A 17,109-nucleotide genomic window follows, 5' to 3' on the forward strand; every position below is an offset into this window, starting at 1 on the left:
CGCGGCGCATGGGCAAGGACGGGCCGCACAAGCTGCTTGCCGAATTCGAGGGCATTCCGCTCGTCCGCCGCACCGCTGGCATGCTGCTGTCGTCGCAGGCCTCGCCCGTCGTCGCCGTAACCGGTCATCGGCGCGACGAGATCGAGACGGCGCTGGCCGGCCTCGACATCGGTTCCCACTTCAATCCGGACTATGCCTCCGGCATGGCAAGTTCATTGGTCGCCGGTTTCTCAAGTCCGGAACTGGCCCAGAAGGATGGCATCCTGGTCATGCTGGCCGACATGCCGGGCGTCACGACGGAGCATCTGAACATGCTGATCGCCGCCTTCCGGGAGGCCGGTGGCGGTGTTGTGGTCCGTTCGGTGTCGGACGGGAAACGGGGCAACCCGATCATTCTGCCGCGAATAGCCTATGATGCCATATTGCGGCTGGAAGGTGATGTCGGCGCCCGTGCGATCATCGAGAATTCAGGACTTTCGGTGGTCGATGTGGATATCGGCCCTGCCGCGCATCTGGACGTCGACACACCCGAAGCCGTGACAGCCGCCGGCGGGATTTTGAAAGGGTAGGCGAATGGACAATCCCGATATCGAGGAAATGTTCGAGGGGCTCGGCCCGGTTTCGATCCGCCGCATGTTCGGCGGCAAGGGCATCTATCACGATGGTTTGATCGTCGCGATCGACCTGCGCGGCGAGATCATGCTGAAGGCCGATGCGGTGAGCGCACCGGAATTCGAAGGCGCCGGTGCCAAGCAATGGTTTTATGAGGGAAAGAAGGGCAAAACCGTGCTGATGCCCTATTGGACGGTGCCGGAGGAAGCCTTCGACGATCCGGACGAGATGCGCAAATGGGTGCGGCTGGCCTTCGAGGCCGCGGTGCGCGCCAACTCCAAATCCTGAACTTCGATCCTGAGTGCTAGATTTCGCATCTTGCTCGACAGGGTCCGAAGCGCATACCGTCCACCTCATATTGAGGGACGTCGGCCGCCGATACTCTCGGTAAGCTTGCATCCGGAAATTCTGTCAAAATGATTTCATCAAGTCGACCGCTTCGGTTCTCCGGAGCGGTTTTCGTTTGCACTCATTTTGGGAGATATGAAAAGGCCCTGGCAGAAAAGGCCGAAAGCGGCTGAGGCGGGTTATGAGGATCGAACCAGCCGATGTCCGATAATTTATCTGGCTCCGTGAGCGAAGGCTCACCGGTAAAATCGCGGGTGATATAGATCAGCGAAACCCAGTGCTGCCGATCGGCTTCGATGATCTCTTCGGCCGTACAAAGAAGCTCGACCCTGCCGATTTTCAGACCGGTCTCTTCTTCCGCTTCGCGGCGGGCGGCTTGCGAGGAGGGCTCCATCGGATCGACCTTGCCGCCGACAATGTTCCAGAAGCCCGCTTCCGGCGCCTTCAGACGACGGCAAAGCAGAACCTTGCCGTCGTCGCGCAGGATCACAAGCCCGGCGCCGACGCCTGGGAAATCAATGCCCGGTCTCGGCACGGAGGTTTTAAGCCTTGCCGCCGTTTGCAACGATCAGCATGAAAGCCGGGATATCGTCGCCGAAGCCGACCGGGGTCGGGCCATCGTCGTGATCGCGGTGGTAACGCTGGCGACGCTCGCGATTGTCGTCGTTTGCGGGGGCCGGTGCAGGTGTCGGCCGCGAGTTGCGGTTGCCGCCATTGTTCTGCGGCTTCCTGTCTGCCTTGCGCTCCGGTTTCACGTTTTCCACCCTAGCTTCCACAAATGCCTCTTCGACTGCTTCTATCTGATTATCTTGAATCTTCGTGTCAGCCTTGTGACTCGAATCCCCGCGCCCAGAATCAGCACGTCCCGAATCGCTTCGTCTGCCGCGGCCGCGGTCCTTATCACGATCGCGGCTCTTGCGGCCACCGCGTTCGCTCTCATGGCTTTCCATCGGCGCCGGAAGGGCGGAAATGTCGCCGTTCAGCCATTCGATCTTCTCATTGATGAGATTCTCGATGGCAGCGAGATATTTGGTGTCGGAGCGGGTAACGAGGGTAAATGCGCGGCCCGAACGGCCGGCGCGTCCTGTCCGGCCGATGCGGTGGACATAGTCCTCCGCGTGGATCGGCACATCGAAGTTGAAGACATGGCCGACGTCGGGTAGGTCGAGGCCGCGTGCGGCAACGTCGGAGGCGACCAGCAGCTGGATATTGCCGTCGCGGAAATTCTGCAGCATCGTCGTGCGCGAACGCTGGTCCATGTCACCATGCAGCGCGCCGACCGAAAAACCGTGCCGCTCGAGCGAACGGAAAAGATCGGCGACATCGACCTTGCGATTGCAGAAGATGATTGCGTTCTTGAGATCGTCCTGCGCCTTGATGAGTTCGCGCAGCACTGCGCGCTTCTCGTAATCCTTGTTGTGCGAGGCAACGAGGCGCTGCGTCACGGTCTTGGCGGTGGTGGAAGGCTTGGCGACTTCGATCCGTTCCGGGTTCTGCAGGAAGCGGTCGGCGAGCTTCTGAATTTCCGGCGGCATGGTGGCCGAGAAGAACAGCGTCTGCCGGGTGAACGGGATCATCTTGGCGATCCGCTCGATATCCGGAATGAAGCCCATGTCGAGCATGCGGTCGGCCTCGTCGATGACGAGAATTTCGACGCCGGTCATCAAAAGCTTGCCGCGCTCGCAGTGATCGAGCAGGCGGCCGGGGGTGCAGATCAGCACGTCGGCGCCCCGTTCCAGCTTACGGTCCTGGTCGTCGAAGGACACGCCGCCGATCAGCAACGCGACGTTGAGCTTGTGGTTCTTGCCGTATTTCTCAAAATTTTCGGCGACCTGGGCGGCGAGTTCGCGGGTCGGCTCGAGGATCAGCGTCCGCGGCATGCGAGCGCGAGCTCGGCCCTTTTCCAGAAGCGTCAGCATCGGGAGAACGAAGGAGGCCGTCTTGCCCGTGCCGGTCTGTGCGATGCCGCAGATATCGCGGCGCTGCAGAGCATGCGGGATTGCCCCTGCCTGGATCGGCGTGGGGATCGTATAACCCGCGTCGGTGACAGCGGAGAGGACTTTCTGGCTCAGGCCAAGATCAGCAAATGTGGTCAAAGGGAATTCTGTTTCCGTTCCGGTTCTATGCGAACACTATGGGAGTCGACGCATGCTGGCCGACAACTGGCCGCGACATAGGACCAAAATGTCCAAAAGTCAAGGAAAGCAAGGCGATTGGCCGCCGGATTGGTGAATGAAGATCGCCGTTGACCAAGCCGGCTATCGTTCTGCGGGCGAAGAATTGCCTTTTGGCGGGCAGCTTACCTCAATTGAGGTAGGTGGTGAGCTTCATGCCGGCATTGAGGAAGTGCACCGGGTCGATCGGATTGCCGTCGCGGCGGACCTCGTAGTGGACGTGCGGGCCGGTGGAACGGCCGGTCGAGCCTGCCCTGCCGATCACCTCTCCGGCGGCAACCTCGTCGCCTTCCTTCACCAGGATTTTCGACATATGGCCGTAGCGGGTGGTGATGCCCTGGCCATGGTCGATCTCGACCATGTTGCCGTAACCGCTGGCAGCGCCCGCCGAGATTACCTTGCCGGAGCCGGTGCTTTTCACGTCGTCGCCGGTGGAGGCCTGGAAATCGATGCCCGCATGCAGGGCCATCCGGCCGAGGAAAGGATCTATGCGGTTGCCGTAGCGGCTGGTGACCGGCCGGCCGGGGGCGGGATTGCCGAAGGGCAGGTCGCGCGCCGTCTCGCGCACGCTTTCCAGCCGGCTGAGCGCCGCATCGAGCTCGTCGAGCGAGGCATCGAAGGCGCCGATATTGGTCTGCGGTGCGACATAGGGCCCCCCAACGCCGTCCGTGGCATCTTCAGTGCCACTGTCTGCGGATGCCACCTCGACGCCGGTCCGCTTCAGGATCGCGGCGATAGCGTCTGCGGTTTCCGAAGCGCCGGTGGTCAGATCAGCGATCTTGGCAAGCTGCTCCTTCTCGATGTTCTTCAGCGACAGCGTCACCTTGGAGAAAACCCGGTCGGCGCGGTCGGCGATGTTTTCGCGCAGAGGCGCATAACCGAGCGCGGTTGGCGCCTGGAGCGGGGTGGCGGAAGTCTTGCCGGAGAGCAGCTTCTCAATTGCCTGGACGCCGCCGCTGCCGCCGGAAAGCGAAGCCTGGCGTTCCTGGGCCGGTGGCTGGAGCATGGGCGGCGTCGGTGTTTCGGGTGTCGTGAGGCCGGATTCCTCGGCGCGGTTCAAAAGAGAACCCAGCTTGCCGTGGCGCGAAAACAGGGCGTTCTGCTGTTCCAGCAGCTTCTCGACCTTCTGCTCGACCACCTGCTGGTCGAGGAGCTGGCGCGAGGTGATCCGGTCGAGTTGGGCGCGCAGCGCCGCGATCCGGTCCTCGTAATCGTATTGCATGCGGGCCTGGCGCGCCATGGTCGCGCCGATCAGGTCGTCACGGATCACCAGATAGGAGGTGGCGCCAAGATAGCCGATTGCGAAAACGCCGAGAAAACAGAAGGTCAACGCGGCCATCCAGGGCCGGATGGTCATGTGGCGGATCTTCTCACCGCTGGCGAAAATGAGAACGTGCTGAGGCGCCCGTTTCCCAAACACCCGGCTTTCGGTTCCCTTCGCCACGCGGATCTCCCGGAGATGCGACTCGTTCGGCCGCTGTTCCCATTGTCGGGATTACACATGGATATGGTTAACGAACGCTTTAATCCAGGCGTTCAGGCGTAGCTGGTGGAGGTCAGCGACCTGTAGAATGACGGCGTCAGGCCCGCCTCGGCCCGGGCGATATCGTTGAACGGCGCTTTCAGCGATCCGCGGAAATTGGCGCGCACCAGCTGCTGGAACGTCGCTGCCGGATCCTTGCGCTCGCGGGCGCAGAGAAAGCGGAACCATTTTGCGCCGATCGCCACGTGGCCCTTTTCATCGTTGTAGATGACGTCGAGGATGGCCGCGCTTTCGAGATCGCCGGTCTCGCGCATCTTCGCCTGCAGGGATGGTGTCACGTCGAGACCGCGCGCCTCGAGAATGAGGGGTACGACGGCAAGACGGGCGGTGAGGTCGTTGCGCGTAGAATGGGCCGCCTGCCACAGCCCGTCATGGGCCGGCATGTCGCCATAGTCGGCACCCATCTGGTTCAGCCGGGCCCGCACCATGCGAAAGTGTTTCGCCTCTTCGAAAGCCACCTGCATCCAGCCGTCGAAGAAGGAATTCGGTACTGGCTCCGTCGCAAACCGGGCGACGATGTCGAGTGCCAGGTCAACGGCATTGAGCTCGATATGGGCGATCGCATGCAGCGTTGCGATCCGGCCGTTGACGGTATGCAATGAGCGTTTGCCGACCGCCTTCGGCGGCACCAGCTCCGGCTTTGCCGGCCGGCCGGGACGTTCGGGGAGGGGTGGGTCGAGTGGAGAGCGGAGCGACAGCCGCCGCTCGAACCACCGGCTGGCGGTCTCCTGCGCCAGCCGCGTCTTGATATCGAGGTCGCCCGACAGGATTGCCGCCGTTGCGCCGCCCCTCAGCGATGTGATCGAAAACTCGCCCGACATCGATCTGTCTCCTGCCTATAGCGCCTTGAGGCTTTCAAGCACCTCTTCGGCATGGCCTTTTACCTTCACCTTCGACCAGATCCGGGCGATGCGCCCGTCCGCGCCGATCAGGAAGGTCGTGCGTTCCACGCCCATATAGGTCCGGCCATACATGCTCTTCTCCTTCCAGACGCCGTAAAGATTGGCAAGGGCAGTGTCTTCGTCAGCCGCGAGGATAATCGAAAGGTCATGCTTCTTGGCGAACTTGTCATGCTTCTTGACGCTGTCGGGCGACACGCCGATGACTGGCGCGCCCGCCTTTTCGAATTCCGGCAAGAGGCCCGTGAACGAGATCGCCTCCTTGGTGCAAGCTTCGGTGTCGTCTTTGGGATAGAAATAGAGGACGACCGGTTTGCCCGCGAACGCCTTGAGGGAAACGGAGCCGCCGCCGTCGCACGGAAGGTCGAAGTCCGGTGCAATGTCGCCAATGGTCAAATCGGCCATAGATTTCCTTTCTTTCGCCGGTATCGTGGATGATATTCGCCACAATCGGTATATAGTCGCCCGAGCGACGTCCAGAGCGGTCGCGCCCGGCCCGAAGACGAATGCAGAAAGATGAGTCCTCAACTTGGTATCGGAAATTCGCGGAGAAAGGGTCAGTTTCAGCCGGAAAGAAATCATTCCGCTGCATGAATTACCCTCCGCACAGGTCGAGGATCCGATTATCGTGCACTGCCCGCCGCCGAGCCGGCGAGGCAAACGAGTCGGCAAGACGGTGCTGTTTTTCTTCCTGCTGGTGTTTATTGCGGTCGGCAGCGCCGTTTTCGCGATCGAGGGCGGCATGGTCGACAGCACGCTTTCGTCGCGTGCCCAGAGCGCCATCAACAATGCCATCGGTCCACGTTACGTCGCTTCCGTGGGCTCGACCGCCATCCGTTTCGATTCGAGGTTACGCCTTGCGCTGGAAGCGCGTGACGTCGATATCGTCGAACGGGCGACCGGCGAACATCTGAGCCGTGCCGGCGCCATGCGCATGGCCGTCGATCCGCTGGCGCTTCTCGGCGGCCGCGTGTCGATCAAGCATATGGAGGCGGAACATATCCGTCTCGACACGGCGCAATTGCCCTCCGGCGATCCGTTGCCAATCTCGGAAGTCCGCGTCGATGCCATGCCGGCTCTGCTGGAGGAGATTTTCCAGCGTCTCGACGAAGCCAAGGCACTCATCGAGCGAACCGGGACCGGCTCCGTCAGCATCGCCGGAATAGAGATCCTCTTGCCGGCAGCGCCCGGACGCAAGCCGATCACGCTGGTCGTCGACGATCTCGAACTGACACGCAGCGCCGAAGGCGAGGTGGTGATCAACGGCGCGATCAGCCTCAACGGCCGCAAAGCCGTCCTCATCGCAGCGTCGAAGACCATCGAAGGGGTTACGTCGTCGCTCTCGGCCAAGCTGACGGGCCTCGAGGTGACATCTTTCATGCTGCAGCGAACCGAGGATGGTCAGCCGCGCGAGGGGATCGAAGGCTCCCTCGATCTCGATCTTTCGGCGGTTCGCTCACGTGAGGCTGCAAAGCCGGCCATCACCGCGACGCTTCGCCAGTCTCCCGGCCATTTTTACTTCGATGGTATCCAGCAGATTTTGAGCGGCGCCAATATCAACGTGGCCTATGATTTCGCGAAGAACTCGATCGAGCTGCTGAAATCCGAGGTCCGTTTCGGGCCGACAATCCTGCCGTTCACTGGCGCGGTGATCGATCTCAGCCGGCTCAATCCGGACGACAAGCGTCCAGGGTTCGGCCTCGATGTTCTGATCAGCGGCGCAACAGCCGTCGGCGCCTCGGCAAGCGAGCAGCCCGCCCGCTTCGATCTCAAGGCGAATGGGCGATACCTGTCGGCAGATCGCGCGCTTCAGTTCGATGAGATGGCGGTTTCCAGCCCTCTCGGCCGCATGGCCGGATCCCTCAAAGTGCGGTTCGGCAACCAGTCTCCCGAGATCAGTTTCGGGGCGCAGCTGCCGCATATGGAAGTGACCGGCGTCAAGCAGCTCTGGCCGTTCTGGATGGCCCGCAAGCCGCGCGATTGGGTCATGGACAACATGTTCGGCGGCACCATCACCAATGGCTCGATCGCCGTCTTCATTCCGGCCGGCCGGATGAAGGGGCCGGGCATTCCGATGGAGCTCGACAAGAACGAACTGCAGATCGGTTTTGATCTCGCCAATACCCGGATCAACCTGCCGGGCGACGTGCCTCCGCTACGCGACATCGATGGCCGTTTCGACTTGAAGGGCGAGGTGATGCAGGTCGATATTGCACGCGCATCTTCCTTCTTTCCATCCGGTCGGTTCGTCGCCGTTGAAGGCGGCCGGTTCTCGATCCCCTCGACCTATGTAAAACCGCTGATGGCGGACCTTTCGCTTAAGATTGCGGGGCCGGCCGATGCGATGACGGAGCTTGCGAATTTCCGGCCGATCAATGCGCTGAAGGGGACCGAGTTCAAGCCGGAGGATTTTTCCGGTCACGCGCGCGTCGACCTCAAGGCCCATATGGGGCTGATCCTGGCGCACAATCCGCCGAAACCCACCTGGAGTGCCCATATCGATCTGGACGACATCGATCTCGGCCCGCAGTTTTCCGGCCGCAAGATCGGCGGTCTGGATGGCACGCTCGACATCGACAACCTGGCGGCGCGGCTTGTCGCCAAGGGGACGATCGATGATGTGCCGGCCGATATCACACTGGTCGAACCAGTCGGTCCGGCGTCGTCGGTCAAGCGCGAGCGGATCGTCAAGACCGTCCTCAACAACGATCAGCGGGAAAAACTCGCGCCGGGTCTCTCCGACGTGATCGACGGGCCGGTGACGGCTCAGTTGACGCGGATCGACGAAACTCGCCAATCCGTCTCGCTCGATCTCAGCCGAGCAACGCTTTCCATCCCGTGGCTCGGCTGGACCAAGGGCGGCGGCATTCCGGCCAAGGCGCAATTCGAGTTGTCTGACACCGGAGAACGTTCCGATATCCGCAATTTCGAACTCTCCGGCGACGGGTTTGGCGCGCGCGGGAGCTTCGCGCTCAATGGCGGCAGCCTGACGTCGGCGGACTTCTCGCATATGCAGCTCTCGCCGTCCGACAATTATGCGGTGAGCGTCAAACGCACCAAGGGCAATTTCGACGTCTCGATCAGCGGCTCCGTCGTCGATATGCGGCCCGTCGTCACCAAGATCCGGGCAGGAGGAAAGAGCGGCAGCGGCGCCAAACGCGCGGGCGACGATACGAGCAACGCCACCGTGCGGGGTAAGCTCGACCGCATGATCGGGTTCAATGACCAGACGCTCTCGAATGTGTCGTTCCTGTTTTCAAGCCGTAGCGGCAATATTTCGGCGGCGGATTTTTCCGGCTCGACGGAAAGCGGACAGGCGGTCGTCAGCGAGATGAATGCGGGCGACACGATTTCCATCACCAGCGGCGATGCCGGCGCGATCATCCGCTTCATGAACCTCTACGACAACATGCGCGGCGGCCTCCTGAACCTGCGCTTGAAGGCGCAAGGCGATGCGTGGACCGGTGCCATCGATCTGCGCAATTTCGCGCTGGTCAACGAGGCCAAACTCCAGTCTCTCGTTGCGACTCCGGACCAGGAGGGCCGCAGCCTGAACACGGCCACGAAAAAGAACATCGATGTCAATTCGGCCAAATTCCAGCGCGGCTTTGCAAGCCTGCTTTATCGGAACGGCTCGTTCGCCATAGAAAACGGCGTGGTGCGCGGCGAGCAGATCGGTGCGACCTTCCAGGGCCTGGTGCGCGATTCCAAGGGCAATATGGAGATGACCGGGACGTTCATGCCGGCTTACGGCCTGAACCGACTTTTCGGCGAGCTGCCGCTGATCGGCGCCATTCTCGGCAACGGCCGCGATCGCGGCCTGCTCGGCATCACCTTCAAGCTCGAAGGCCCGTTCGAGAAGCCGAGGCTGACCGTCAACCCGCTGTCGCTGATCGCCCCCGGCATTTTCCGCCAAATCTTTGAATTTCAATAAAAAGAGCCGCTCGTCGCGGCCCGTTTCAACTTGTTATCGAGACGCGCGGTTCAGGCTGGGCGCACCAGGATGTGCTTCTTCTTGCCGAGCGAGAGCTTGATGACGCCGTCGCCGGTGATTTCGCCGGTGCCGATGGTCATGCGTTCGTCGCTGACGGCCTGGTCGTTGATGCGCACCGCGCCGCCCTGGACGTGACGGCGTGCTTCACCATTCGAACCGGCAAGACCGGCGCGCACGATCAGCGACAGGAGGCCGATCCCGGCTTCGAGATCGGCAGTGGGAACCTCGACCGACGGCAGGTTTTCGGAAAGCCCGCCTTCCTCGAACGTCTTGCGGGCGGTCTCTGCGGCTTCCTCCGCCGCTGTGCGACCGTGCAGGATGGCCGTGATTTCGGTCGCCAGGATCTTCTTGACCTCGTTGATCTCCGAACCGCCGAGCGCTGAAAGCTTTGCAATCTCGTCCATCGGCAGCGTCGTGTAGAGCTTCAGGAAGCGCGGAACGTCCGCATCCTCGGTATTGCGCCAGTATTGCCAGAAATCATAGGCCGACAGCATGTCCGGGTTGAGCCAGATGGCGCCCGTCGCCGATTTGCCCATCTTGGCACCGGAGGACGTGGTCAGGAGTGGCGAAGTCAGCGCAAAAAGCTGCTGCGTCCCCATGCGGTGACCGAGGTCGATACCGTTGACGATATTCCCCCACTGGTCCGAGCCGCCCATCTGCAGCCGGCACCCCGTCCGCTTGGCGAGTTCCACGAAGTCATAGGCCTGGAGGATCATGTAGTTGAATTCCAGGAAGGACAGCGACTGCTCGCGATCGAGGCGCGTCTTGACGCTCTCGAACGACAGCATCCGGTTGACGGAGAAGTGCCGGCCGACGTCGCGCAGGAACTCGAGGTAGTTGAGGCTGCGCAGCCAGTCGGCATTGTTGATCATCAGTGCGTCCTTGGGACCTTCGCCATAGGCGAGGTAGTTCGCGAAGACGCGCTTTATCGAGGCGATGTTGCCTTCGATCGTGTCGACGGTCATCAGTTGGCGCGCTTCGTCCTTGAACGAAGGATCGCCGACCATGCCGGTGCCGCCGCCCATCAGCGAAATCGGCCGGTGGCCTGTCTGCTGCATCCAGTGCAGCATCATGATCTGGATCAGGCTGCCGGCGTGCAGGCTCGGCGCCGTCGGGTCGAAGCCGATATAGCCGGTGACGATTTCCTTCGAAAACAGTTCGTCGAGCCCGGTCTCGTCGGAAACCTGGTGGATGAAACCGCGCTCGTCGAGCGTGCGGAGGAAATCGGACTTGAACCTGGACATGATCTAACTCTGGGCAGGGTGGGTTCTGGGATATGTGGCCGCGCCTCTAGCACTGTTTTTGCCGGTAATCACTTCAAAAGTGATGTTGGGTGTGATCAGCGCGACGAATGGGCGGCGGCCAACAGGGAACCTTGCAATTTCCGCGGGACGCAATAGCAGGTGCAAGAAGGACAGGTTATGCATTAACGGTTTCTTGTTCCATGGGCTTTTAACATCCGGCCCGGGACGCGATAACCGGGTGGTGTGCAGGTCTCCTGCATTGATGGGCTGATGAACGGGGCTGCCTTTTTCCTCGCGGTGAATTTTATCATCGCCATGTGTTTCGGTGCGGTTTTTGTTGTGGTTTCCACGCGCAGCCGCTCGCGGACGGCTGCGCTCTGGTTTGCCGCCGCTTTTACCATCGCCTCGCTCTCGTCAGTCTGTGAGTTGCTGGTCGCCTATGCGTATCTCACGAAATTCTGGGCAATCTGCGCCTTCGCATCGGTGCTCTGCGGCATGACCTTGCTCAGGGTCGGTATCGGCACTCTCTACGGCCGGAAGGTCGCGCCTGTCTGGGCAGGCTGTTTCCTTGTGACGGGCATCTGCCTCGACCTGCTGATCTACGACCTGCCTCGGGGAACCGCCGCACATGCCTTTTCCTACCAGACACCGTTTGCCTTGGCGCTCCTTTCGAGTGCGGCGGCCATCTTTTCATCGACCCGCCGGCTGGCGATCGACCGGGCGCTTGGTTATCTGCTGCTGGCGACCGGCCTGCATTTTTTCGCAAAGGCGAGCCTTGCCGTGATCGCGGGGGCGGGCACGACCGCCAAGGATTATATCGGCACCAATTACGCGCTGATCTCACAAAGCTCGACTGCAGTGCTGATGGTCGCGGTCGGATTGACGCTGCTGTCGGTTCTGGTCCTGGAGATCATGGCGGACGAGCGCAGCAATTCGGAGAAGGACGCGCTTTCTGGTCTTGCCAATCGCCGCGGCTTCGAGAACGGCGTCAAGGCGGCGATGGCGCTGGCGCCGAAGGCCGGGCACGCGGTGATCATCTGCGATCTCGATCATTTCAAGCGCATCAACGACACCTACGGCCATCACGGTGGTGATCTGGTGATCCAGGCCTTCAGCGATCTGTTGCAGACGAGCGCCGCCAAGAATGCCGTGGTCGGCCGCATCGGCGGCGAGGAGTTCGCGATCTTCATCCCCAGTACGACGCTCGACATGGCGACGCTGTTTGCGCAGGCGCTCCGGGGCGGAACGATGGGAATAACGGTCAGCGCGCTCCCGTCCTCCTTTGCCGTGACTGCAAGTTTCGGCGTGGCGGAACTTGCGCCGGGAGGCGATCTTGCGGGAGCCATGCGAGACGCCGATGCTGCTCTCTACGAGGCCAAGCGCTCCGGCCGCAACCGCGTCAGGCAGGCGAGGCATATCGGCTCTCCGCAGCCGAAATCCATCAAAGCCGTCAAATGAAAACGGCCGCCGAAGCAGCCGTTTTCGCCAACAATTTTTGAAAGCGATCAGCGAATGCGCTTGGCTGCCGGTTCAGGCACCAATTCGCCGTTGAGGCGGCGGTCGAGATAATCCTCGCATTCGCCCATCAGCGTGTCCACCTGGCCGTTGAAGAAGTGATTGGCGCCCTCGACTATCCGATGGGTGATCAGAATGCCCTTCTGCGTCTTCAACTTTTCCACGAGCCCGTTGACGTCCTTTTCGGGGGCCACCTTGTCGCTGTCGCCGTTGATGATCAGGCCGGACGACGGGCAGGGCGCAAGGAACGAGAAGTCGTAGATGTTCGGCTGCGGCGCGATCGACATGAAACCCTCGATCTCAGGACGGCGCATCAGGAGCTGCATACCGATCCAGGCGCCGAAGGAATAACCCGCGACCCAACAGCTCTTCGAATCGGGATGCAGGCTCTGCACCCAGTCGAGCGCCGAGGCGGCATCCGAAAGCTCTCCGGCGCCGTGGTCGAATTCGCCCTGGCTGCGACCGATGCTGCGGAAATTGAACCGGAGTGTCGTAAAACCGCGCTTCTGGAACATGTAGAAGAGCTGGTAGACGATCTGGTTGTTCATCGTGCCGCCAAACTGCGGGTGCGGGTGCAGGACGATGGCGATCGGGGCGCTCTTTTCCTTGGATGGCTGGTAACGACCTTCAAGGCGGCCGGCTGGGCCGTTGAAAATGACTTCGGGCATCGGTACTCCGGTCAATATGTTCAGGTTCCAAACGAGTATCACGTCGAGTTTGACTTGACGAAGACGCTCAGCTTTTCTAAACTCAGCTTAGAACCATTCGAAACTTTGGGCTGCATGCTGGATGCGCGCCCGATGCGATGTCTCTTACGGCAAGGCCGACGGAAATTTCAAGGAAAATGCGGGTTCCCCGTCCGCCCCATCTGTAATTCAACATCTATCTAGAAACGGAAGCCGATCAGGCAATGGCGCTGAACCGCACATATCTGGACTGGAACGCGACCGCGCCCTTGAGCGCGCCGGCCCGCGCCGCCATGCTGGATGCGTTGCAATTGCCGGGAAACGCCTCGTCGGTTCACGGCGAGGGCAGGGCGGCACGCGCCGCAATCGACAAGGCGCGCCAGCAGGTGGCGGCGCTGGTCGGTGCAGAGCCGGCGCATGTGACCTTCGTCAGCGGCGCGACGGAAGCTGCCAATCACGTGCTGACCCCGGATTTCCGGATGGGCCGGGCGCCTTTGGCGATGAGCCGTGTCTATGTCTCTGCGATCGAGCATCCGGCGATCCGCGAAGGCGGTCGTTTCGATCCGGCCCAGGTGACCGAAGTGCCGGTGACGCCGGCGGGTATCGTCGATCTTTCCGCACTTGAGGCGCTGCTGGCCGAACACGACCGGAGCGTCGGCATGCCGATGGTCGCTGTCATGCTGGTCAATAACGAGACCGGCATTGTTCAGCCCGTGGCAGACGTTGCGGCGATCGCCCATGCCCATGGCGGCTTGATGGTGGTGGACGCCGTGCAGGCGGTCGGCCGTATCCCGGTGGACATCAATGCGCTGGATGCGGATTTCCTGATCCTGTCGTCGCACAAGATCGGCGGTCCGAAGGGCGTCGGCGCACTCGTTTCGCGCGGCGAAGTGCTGATGCCGAAACCGCTCATCCGCGGCGGCGGCCAGGAAAAGGGCCATCGGTCCGGCACGGAAAATTTCCATGCCGTCGTCGGGTTCGGTGCGGCGGCCCAGGCCGTGCGTGAAAACCTTCATGACCGCAATGCCGGGATCGAAGAGTTGCGCAACCGGCTGGAAGCGGGAATGCGCCAGGCTGCCCCGGATGCGATCATCCATGGCGAGGGAGTTCTGCGTGTGGCGAATACCTGCTTTTTCACTTTGCCGGGGCTGAAATCGGAAACCGGGCAGATCGCTTTCGATCTCGAAGGTATCGCGCTGTCCGCCGGCTCCGCCTGTTCGGCGGGAAAGGTCGGCGAAAGCCATGTTCTGACGGCGATGGGGCATGATCCGAAGCTCGGTGCTTTGCGGATTTCGCTCGGCCTCGACACGACGGAAGATGATATCGCGCGGGCGCTGGCCGCCTTCGCCAAGATTGCCGGCCGGCGAAAACCGGCGGGCGAGGCGGCGTGACCGCTTCCAAAATTGCGCATGCGCAAATTTCCGCTTGCCAAAAGGTGTGAAAACCGCCTTCTGGCGCCTACATAAGGGAGGCAACTGTCCCCCCGGATTGATGACAAGAATTGCCGGAATTTGAACCGGCAAGATTTGGAGTATGAACATGGCTGCCGTGCAGGAAACAATCGATCAGGTTCGCCTAATCGATGTGGACCAGTACAAATACGGTTTTGAAACCGTCATCGAAGTGGACAAGGCGCCAAAGGGTCTTTCGGAAGATATCATCCGTTTCATCTCGGCCAAGAAGCAGGAGCCGGAATGGATGCTGGAATGGCGTCTCGACGCCTATCGTCGCTGGCTGACCATGGAAGAGCCCACCTGGGCACGCGTCGAATATCCGAAGATCGACTTCAACGACCTCTACTATTATGCCGCGCCGAAAAGCAGCGCCGGCCCGAAGTCGCTCGAAGAAGTCGATCCGGAACTGTTGAGGGTCTACGAGAAGCTCGGGATTCCGCTGCGCGAACAGGAGATTCTGGCTGGCGTCGAGACGCCCCGGGTCGCCGTCGATGCCGTCTTCGACTCCGTCTCGGTCGTGACCACCTTCAAGAAGGAACTGCAGAAGGCCGGCGTGATCTTCATGTCGATCTCCGAGGCAATCCGCGAACATCCTGAGCTGATCAAGAAATACCTGGGTTCGGTCGTTCCGACCTCGGACAATTTCTATGCGACGCTGAACGCTGCCGTGTTCACCGACGGTTCCTTCGTCTTCGTGCCGAAGGGCGTGCGGTGCCCGATGGAGCTGTCCACCTATTTCCGCATCAACGAAAAGAACACCGGCCAGTTCGAGCGCACGCTGATCATCGCCGAGGAAGGCGCTTACGTTTCCTACCTCGAAGGCTGCACGGCTCCCCAGCGTGACGAGAACCAGCTCCACGCCGCCGTGGTCGAACTCATCGCCCTCGACGACGCAGAGATCAAGTATTCGACGGTGCAGAACTGGTATCCGGGCGATGCCCAGGGCAAGGGCGGCATCTACAACTTCGTCACCAAGCGTGGCGATTGCCGCGGCGCCCGTTCGAAGATTTCGTGGACGCAGGTGGAGACCGGTTCGGCGATCACCTGGAAATATCCGAGCTGCATTCTTCGCGGCGACGATAGCCGCGGCGAGTTCTATTCGATCGCCGTTTCCAACGGTTATCAGCAGATCGACAGCGGCACCAAGATGATCCATCTCGGCAAGAACACGTCGAGCCGCATCATCTCCAAGGGCATTTCCGCCGGCAATTCGAACAACACTTATCGCGGTCAAGTGTCGATCAACCGCCGGGCCTCGAACGCCCGCAATTTCACCAATTGCGATTCGCTCCTGATCGGTGACCGGTGCGGTGCGCACACCGTGCCCTATATCGACGTGAAGAACGCATCGGCACAGATCGAGCACGAAGCGACGACCTCGAAGATTTCCGAGGACCAGAAGTTCTACGTCATGCAGCGCGGCATACCCGAAGAGGAAGCCATCGCCCTGATCGTCAACGGCTTCGTCAAGGACGTCATCCAGCAGTTGCCGATGGAATTCGCCGTCGAGGCCCAGAAGCTGATCGGAATTTCGCTGGAGGGTAGCGTCGGCTGATGGAAGCGAAGTCGGACGTTATCGTTGCCCATCTGCATTGCATCCGCAATCGTCATGAACTGGGAGAGAGTGAAACGTCAGGCTGCTTCTTCTGTCTTGAGACATTTCCGGCGAAACACGTCTGGGAATGGATTTACGAGACGAAGGACGATGAAGAACGTCTCACCGCGATGTGCCCTAAATGCGGAATCGATGCGGTGATTGGAGACGCGTCAGGCTACCCGGTTACTGACGTGCGATTTTTGGAAAGAATGAGACGCCAGTGGTTTGATATTCCACCGCCATGGCCGATTGAAGGAACTGGAAATGCTTGAGATCAAGAACCTGCACGCCCGCATCGCCGAAGACGGCACCGAGATCATCCGCGGCCTGAACCTCACCGTGAAGGCCGGCGAAATCGCGGCTATCATGGGGCCGAACGGCTCCGGCAAGTCGACCCTCTCCTACATCCTGTCGGGCCGCCAGGATTACGAAGTCACCGAGGGTGACATCCTCTATAACGGCGAGAGCATTCTGGAACTCGACCCGGCCGAGCGCGCCTCCAAGGGCATCTTCCTCGCCTTCCAGTACCCGCTCGAAATTCCGGGCGTCGCCACCATGCAGTTCCTGAAGGTTGCGATGAACGAGCAGCGCAAGGCGCGCGGCGAAGCGGAACTGACGACGCCGGACTTCATCCGCCGCGTCAAGGAGGCCGCCGACAAGCTGAAGATCGACCAGGCCATGCTGCGCCGCCCGCTCAACGTCGGTTTCTCCGGCGGCGAAAAGAAGCGCGCCGAAATCCTGCAAATGGCGCTGCTCGAGCCGAAGCTTTGCATTCTCGACGAGACCGATAGCGGCCTCGACATCGACGCGCTGAAGATCGTCGCCGACGGCGTCAACGCGCTGAAGTCGCCGGACCGCGCCACCATCGTCATCACCCATTACCAGCGCCTGCTCGACTACATCGTGCCGGACACGGTTCATGTGCTCTACAAGGGCCAGATCATCCGCTCCGGCGACAAGGCGCTTGCGCTTGAGCTGGAAGAGAACGGCTATGCCGATATCATCGGAGAAGCGGCTTAAGCGGCCCGAAGGGAAGGATGTTG

15 protein-coding genes are annotated in these 17,109 nt (G+C 61.1%); 8 read left to right on the top strand and 7 right to left on the bottom strand.

Annotated features, from left to right (window positions below; genetic code table 11):
• Together MOV63_RS07025 and MOV63_RS07030 are read left to right on the top strand one after the other, a co-directional pair.
• The coding region (locus MOV63_RS07025) for an NTP transferase domain-containing protein (protein WP_247032907.1) at positions 1-569 on the top strand (569 nt) is incomplete at its 5' end.
• Between the two features lie 4 nt (positions 570-573).
• Entirely contained in the window at positions 574-900 is a 327-nt protein-coding gene (locus tag MOV63_RS07030) for a TfoX/Sxy family protein (RefSeq protein ID WP_247032908.1), read from the top strand.
• Positions 901-1,081: 181 nt separating this feature from the next.
• On the opposite strand, the gene MOV63_RS07035 is transcribed toward MOV63_RS07030, so the two are convergent.
• The 5 genes from MOV63_RS07035 to MOV63_RS07055 all read right to left on the bottom strand — a co-directional run bounded on the left by MOV63_RS07035 (position 1,082) and on the right by MOV63_RS07055 (position 5,981).
• Entirely contained in the window at positions 1,082-1,495 is a 414-nt protein-coding gene (locus MOV63_RS07035; protein ID WP_247032909.1) for an NUDIX domain-containing protein, read from the bottom strand.
• Between the two features lie 7 nt (positions 1,496-1,502).
• On the bottom strand, positions 1,503-3,056 hold the full coding sequence (locus tag MOV63_RS07040) for a DEAD/DEAH box helicase (RefSeq protein ID WP_247032910.1): 1,554 nt from the start codon (positions 3,054-3,056) through the stop codon (positions 1,503-1,505).
• A 208-nt stretch (positions 3,057-3,264) separates the two neighbouring features.
• Positions 3,265-4,578, bottom strand: a complete 1,314-nt coding sequence (locus MOV63_RS07045) for a M23 family metallopeptidase (RefSeq protein ID WP_247032911.1) — start codon at positions 4,576-4,578, stop codon at positions 3,265-3,267.
• A gap of 92 nt (positions 4,579-4,670) precedes the next feature.
• Positions 4,671-5,498 (bottom strand): ferritin-like domain-containing protein, encoded by an 828-nt coding sequence (locus MOV63_RS07050; protein ID WP_247032912.1) that lies wholly within the window; start codon positions 5,496-5,498, stop codon positions 4,671-4,673.
• A gap of 15 nt (positions 5,499-5,513) precedes the next feature.
• Positions 5,514-5,981: a peroxiredoxin gene (locus tag MOV63_RS07055; RefSeq protein ID WP_247032913.1), complete on the bottom strand. Its 468-nt coding sequence runs from the start codon at positions 5,979-5,981 to the stop codon at positions 5,514-5,516.
• 124 nt (positions 5,982-6,105) lie between these two features.
• Here MOV63_RS07055 and MOV63_RS07060 point away from each other — a divergent pair, with 124 nt between their 5' ends.
• Positions 6,106-9,510, top strand: a complete 3,405-nt coding sequence (locus tag MOV63_RS07060) for an AsmA-like C-terminal domain-containing protein (RefSeq protein WP_247032915.1) — start codon at positions 6,106-6,108, stop codon at positions 9,508-9,510.
• Between the two features lie 50 nt (positions 9,511-9,560).
• Here the strand turns inward: MOV63_RS07060 and tyrS are convergent, their stop codons facing one another.
• Positions 9,561-10,814, bottom strand: coding sequence for a tyrosine--tRNA ligase (gene tyrS / locus MOV63_RS07065; protein ID WP_038542922.1), 1,254 nt, complete (start codon positions 10,812-10,814; stop codon positions 9,561-9,563).
• A 270-nt stretch (positions 10,815-11,084) separates the two neighbouring features.
• Between tyrS and MOV63_RS07070 the strand changes: the two genes are divergently transcribed.
• Positions 11,085-12,272, top strand: a complete 1,188-nt coding sequence (locus tag MOV63_RS07070) for a GGDEF domain-containing protein (protein WP_051899714.1) — start codon at positions 11,085-11,087, stop codon at positions 12,270-12,272.
• Between the two features lie 47 nt (positions 12,273-12,319).
• Here the strand turns inward: MOV63_RS07070 and MOV63_RS07075 are convergent, their stop codons facing one another.
• A complete protein-coding gene (locus tag MOV63_RS07075) occupies positions 12,320-12,997 on the bottom strand; it encodes an alpha/beta hydrolase (RefSeq protein ID WP_038542924.1) in 678 nt (225 codons plus the stop codon).
• Positions 12,998-13,239: 242 nt separating this feature from the next.
• On the opposite strand from MOV63_RS07075, the gene MOV63_RS07080 reads away from it, so the two are divergent.
• The 4 genes from MOV63_RS07080 to sufC all read left to right on the top strand — a co-directional run bounded on the left by MOV63_RS07080 (position 13,240) and on the right by sufC (position 17,086).
• Positions 13,240-14,406 (top strand): cysteine desulfurase family protein, encoded by a 1,167-nt coding sequence (locus MOV63_RS07080; RefSeq protein WP_247032917.1) that lies wholly within the window; start codon positions 13,240-13,242, stop codon positions 14,404-14,406.
• Positions 14,407-14,554: 148 nt separating this feature from the next.
• A complete protein-coding gene (gene sufB / locus MOV63_RS07085; RefSeq protein WP_247032919.1) occupies positions 14,555-16,024 on the top strand; it encodes a Fe-S cluster assembly protein SufB in 1,470 nt (489 codons plus the stop codon).
• Positions 16,024-16,338 (top strand): cytoplasmic protein, encoded by a 315-nt coding sequence (locus MOV63_RS07090; RefSeq protein WP_247032920.1) that lies wholly within the window; start codon positions 16,024-16,026, stop codon positions 16,336-16,338. The genes sufB and MOV63_RS07090 overlap by 1 nt, the downstream gene beginning before the upstream one ends.
• The gene (gene sufC / locus MOV63_RS07095; RefSeq protein WP_046636376.1) at positions 16,331-17,086 is read left to right on the top strand and encodes a Fe-S cluster assembly ATPase SufC; all 756 of its coding nucleotides are present in this window, start codon (positions 16,331-16,333) and stop codon (positions 17,084-17,086) included. Before MOV63_RS07090 ends, sufC begins: the two co-directional genes overlap by 8 nt.
• Positions 17,087-17,109 lie beyond the last annotated feature (23 nt).

This window comes from Neorhizobium sp. SHOUNA12A (assembly GCF_023006505.1).
Classification (GTDB): Bacteria; Pseudomonadota; Alphaproteobacteria; order Rhizobiales; family Rhizobiaceae; genus Neorhizobium.

Bases quoted from the DNA above. Each gene is read 5' to 3' on its own strand.
- MOV63_RS07055 (WP_247032913.1), bottom strand. From the start codon at position 5,981: ATGGCCGATTTGACCATTGGCGACATTGCACCGGACTTCGACCTTCCG.
- sufB (WP_247032919.1), top strand. From the start codon at position 14,555: ATGGCTGCCGTGCAGGAAACAATCGATCAGGTTCGCCTAATCGATGTG.
- MOV63_RS07050 (WP_247032912.1), bottom strand. From the start codon at position 5,498: ATGTCGGGCGAGTTTTCGATCACATCGCTGAGGGGCGGCGCAACGGCG.
- MOV63_RS07030 (WP_247032908.1), top strand. From the start codon at position 574: ATGGACAATCCCGATATCGAGGAAATGTTCGAGGGGCTCGGCCCGGTT.
- sufC (WP_046636376.1), top strand. From the start codon at position 16,331: ATGCTTGAGATCAAGAACCTGCACGCCCGCATCGCCGAAGACGGCACC.
- MOV63_RS07075 (WP_038542924.1), bottom strand. From the start codon at position 12,997: ATGCCCGAAGTCATTTTCAACGGCCCAGCCGGCCGCCTTGAAGGTCGT.
- MOV63_RS07070 (WP_051899714.1), top strand. From the start codon at position 11,085: ATGAACGGGGCTGCCTTTTTCCTCGCGGTGAATTTTATCATCGCCATG.
- MOV63_RS07090 (WP_247032920.1), top strand. From the start codon at position 16,024: ATGGAAGCGAAGTCGGACGTTATCGTTGCCCATCTGCATTGCATCCGC.
- MOV63_RS07080 (WP_247032917.1), top strand. From the start codon at position 13,240: ATGGCGCTGAACCGCACATATCTGGACTGGAACGCGACCGCGCCCTTG.
- tyrS (WP_038542922.1), bottom strand. From the start codon at position 10,814: ATGTCCAGGTTCAAGTCCGATTTCCTCCGCACGCTCGACGAGCGCGGT.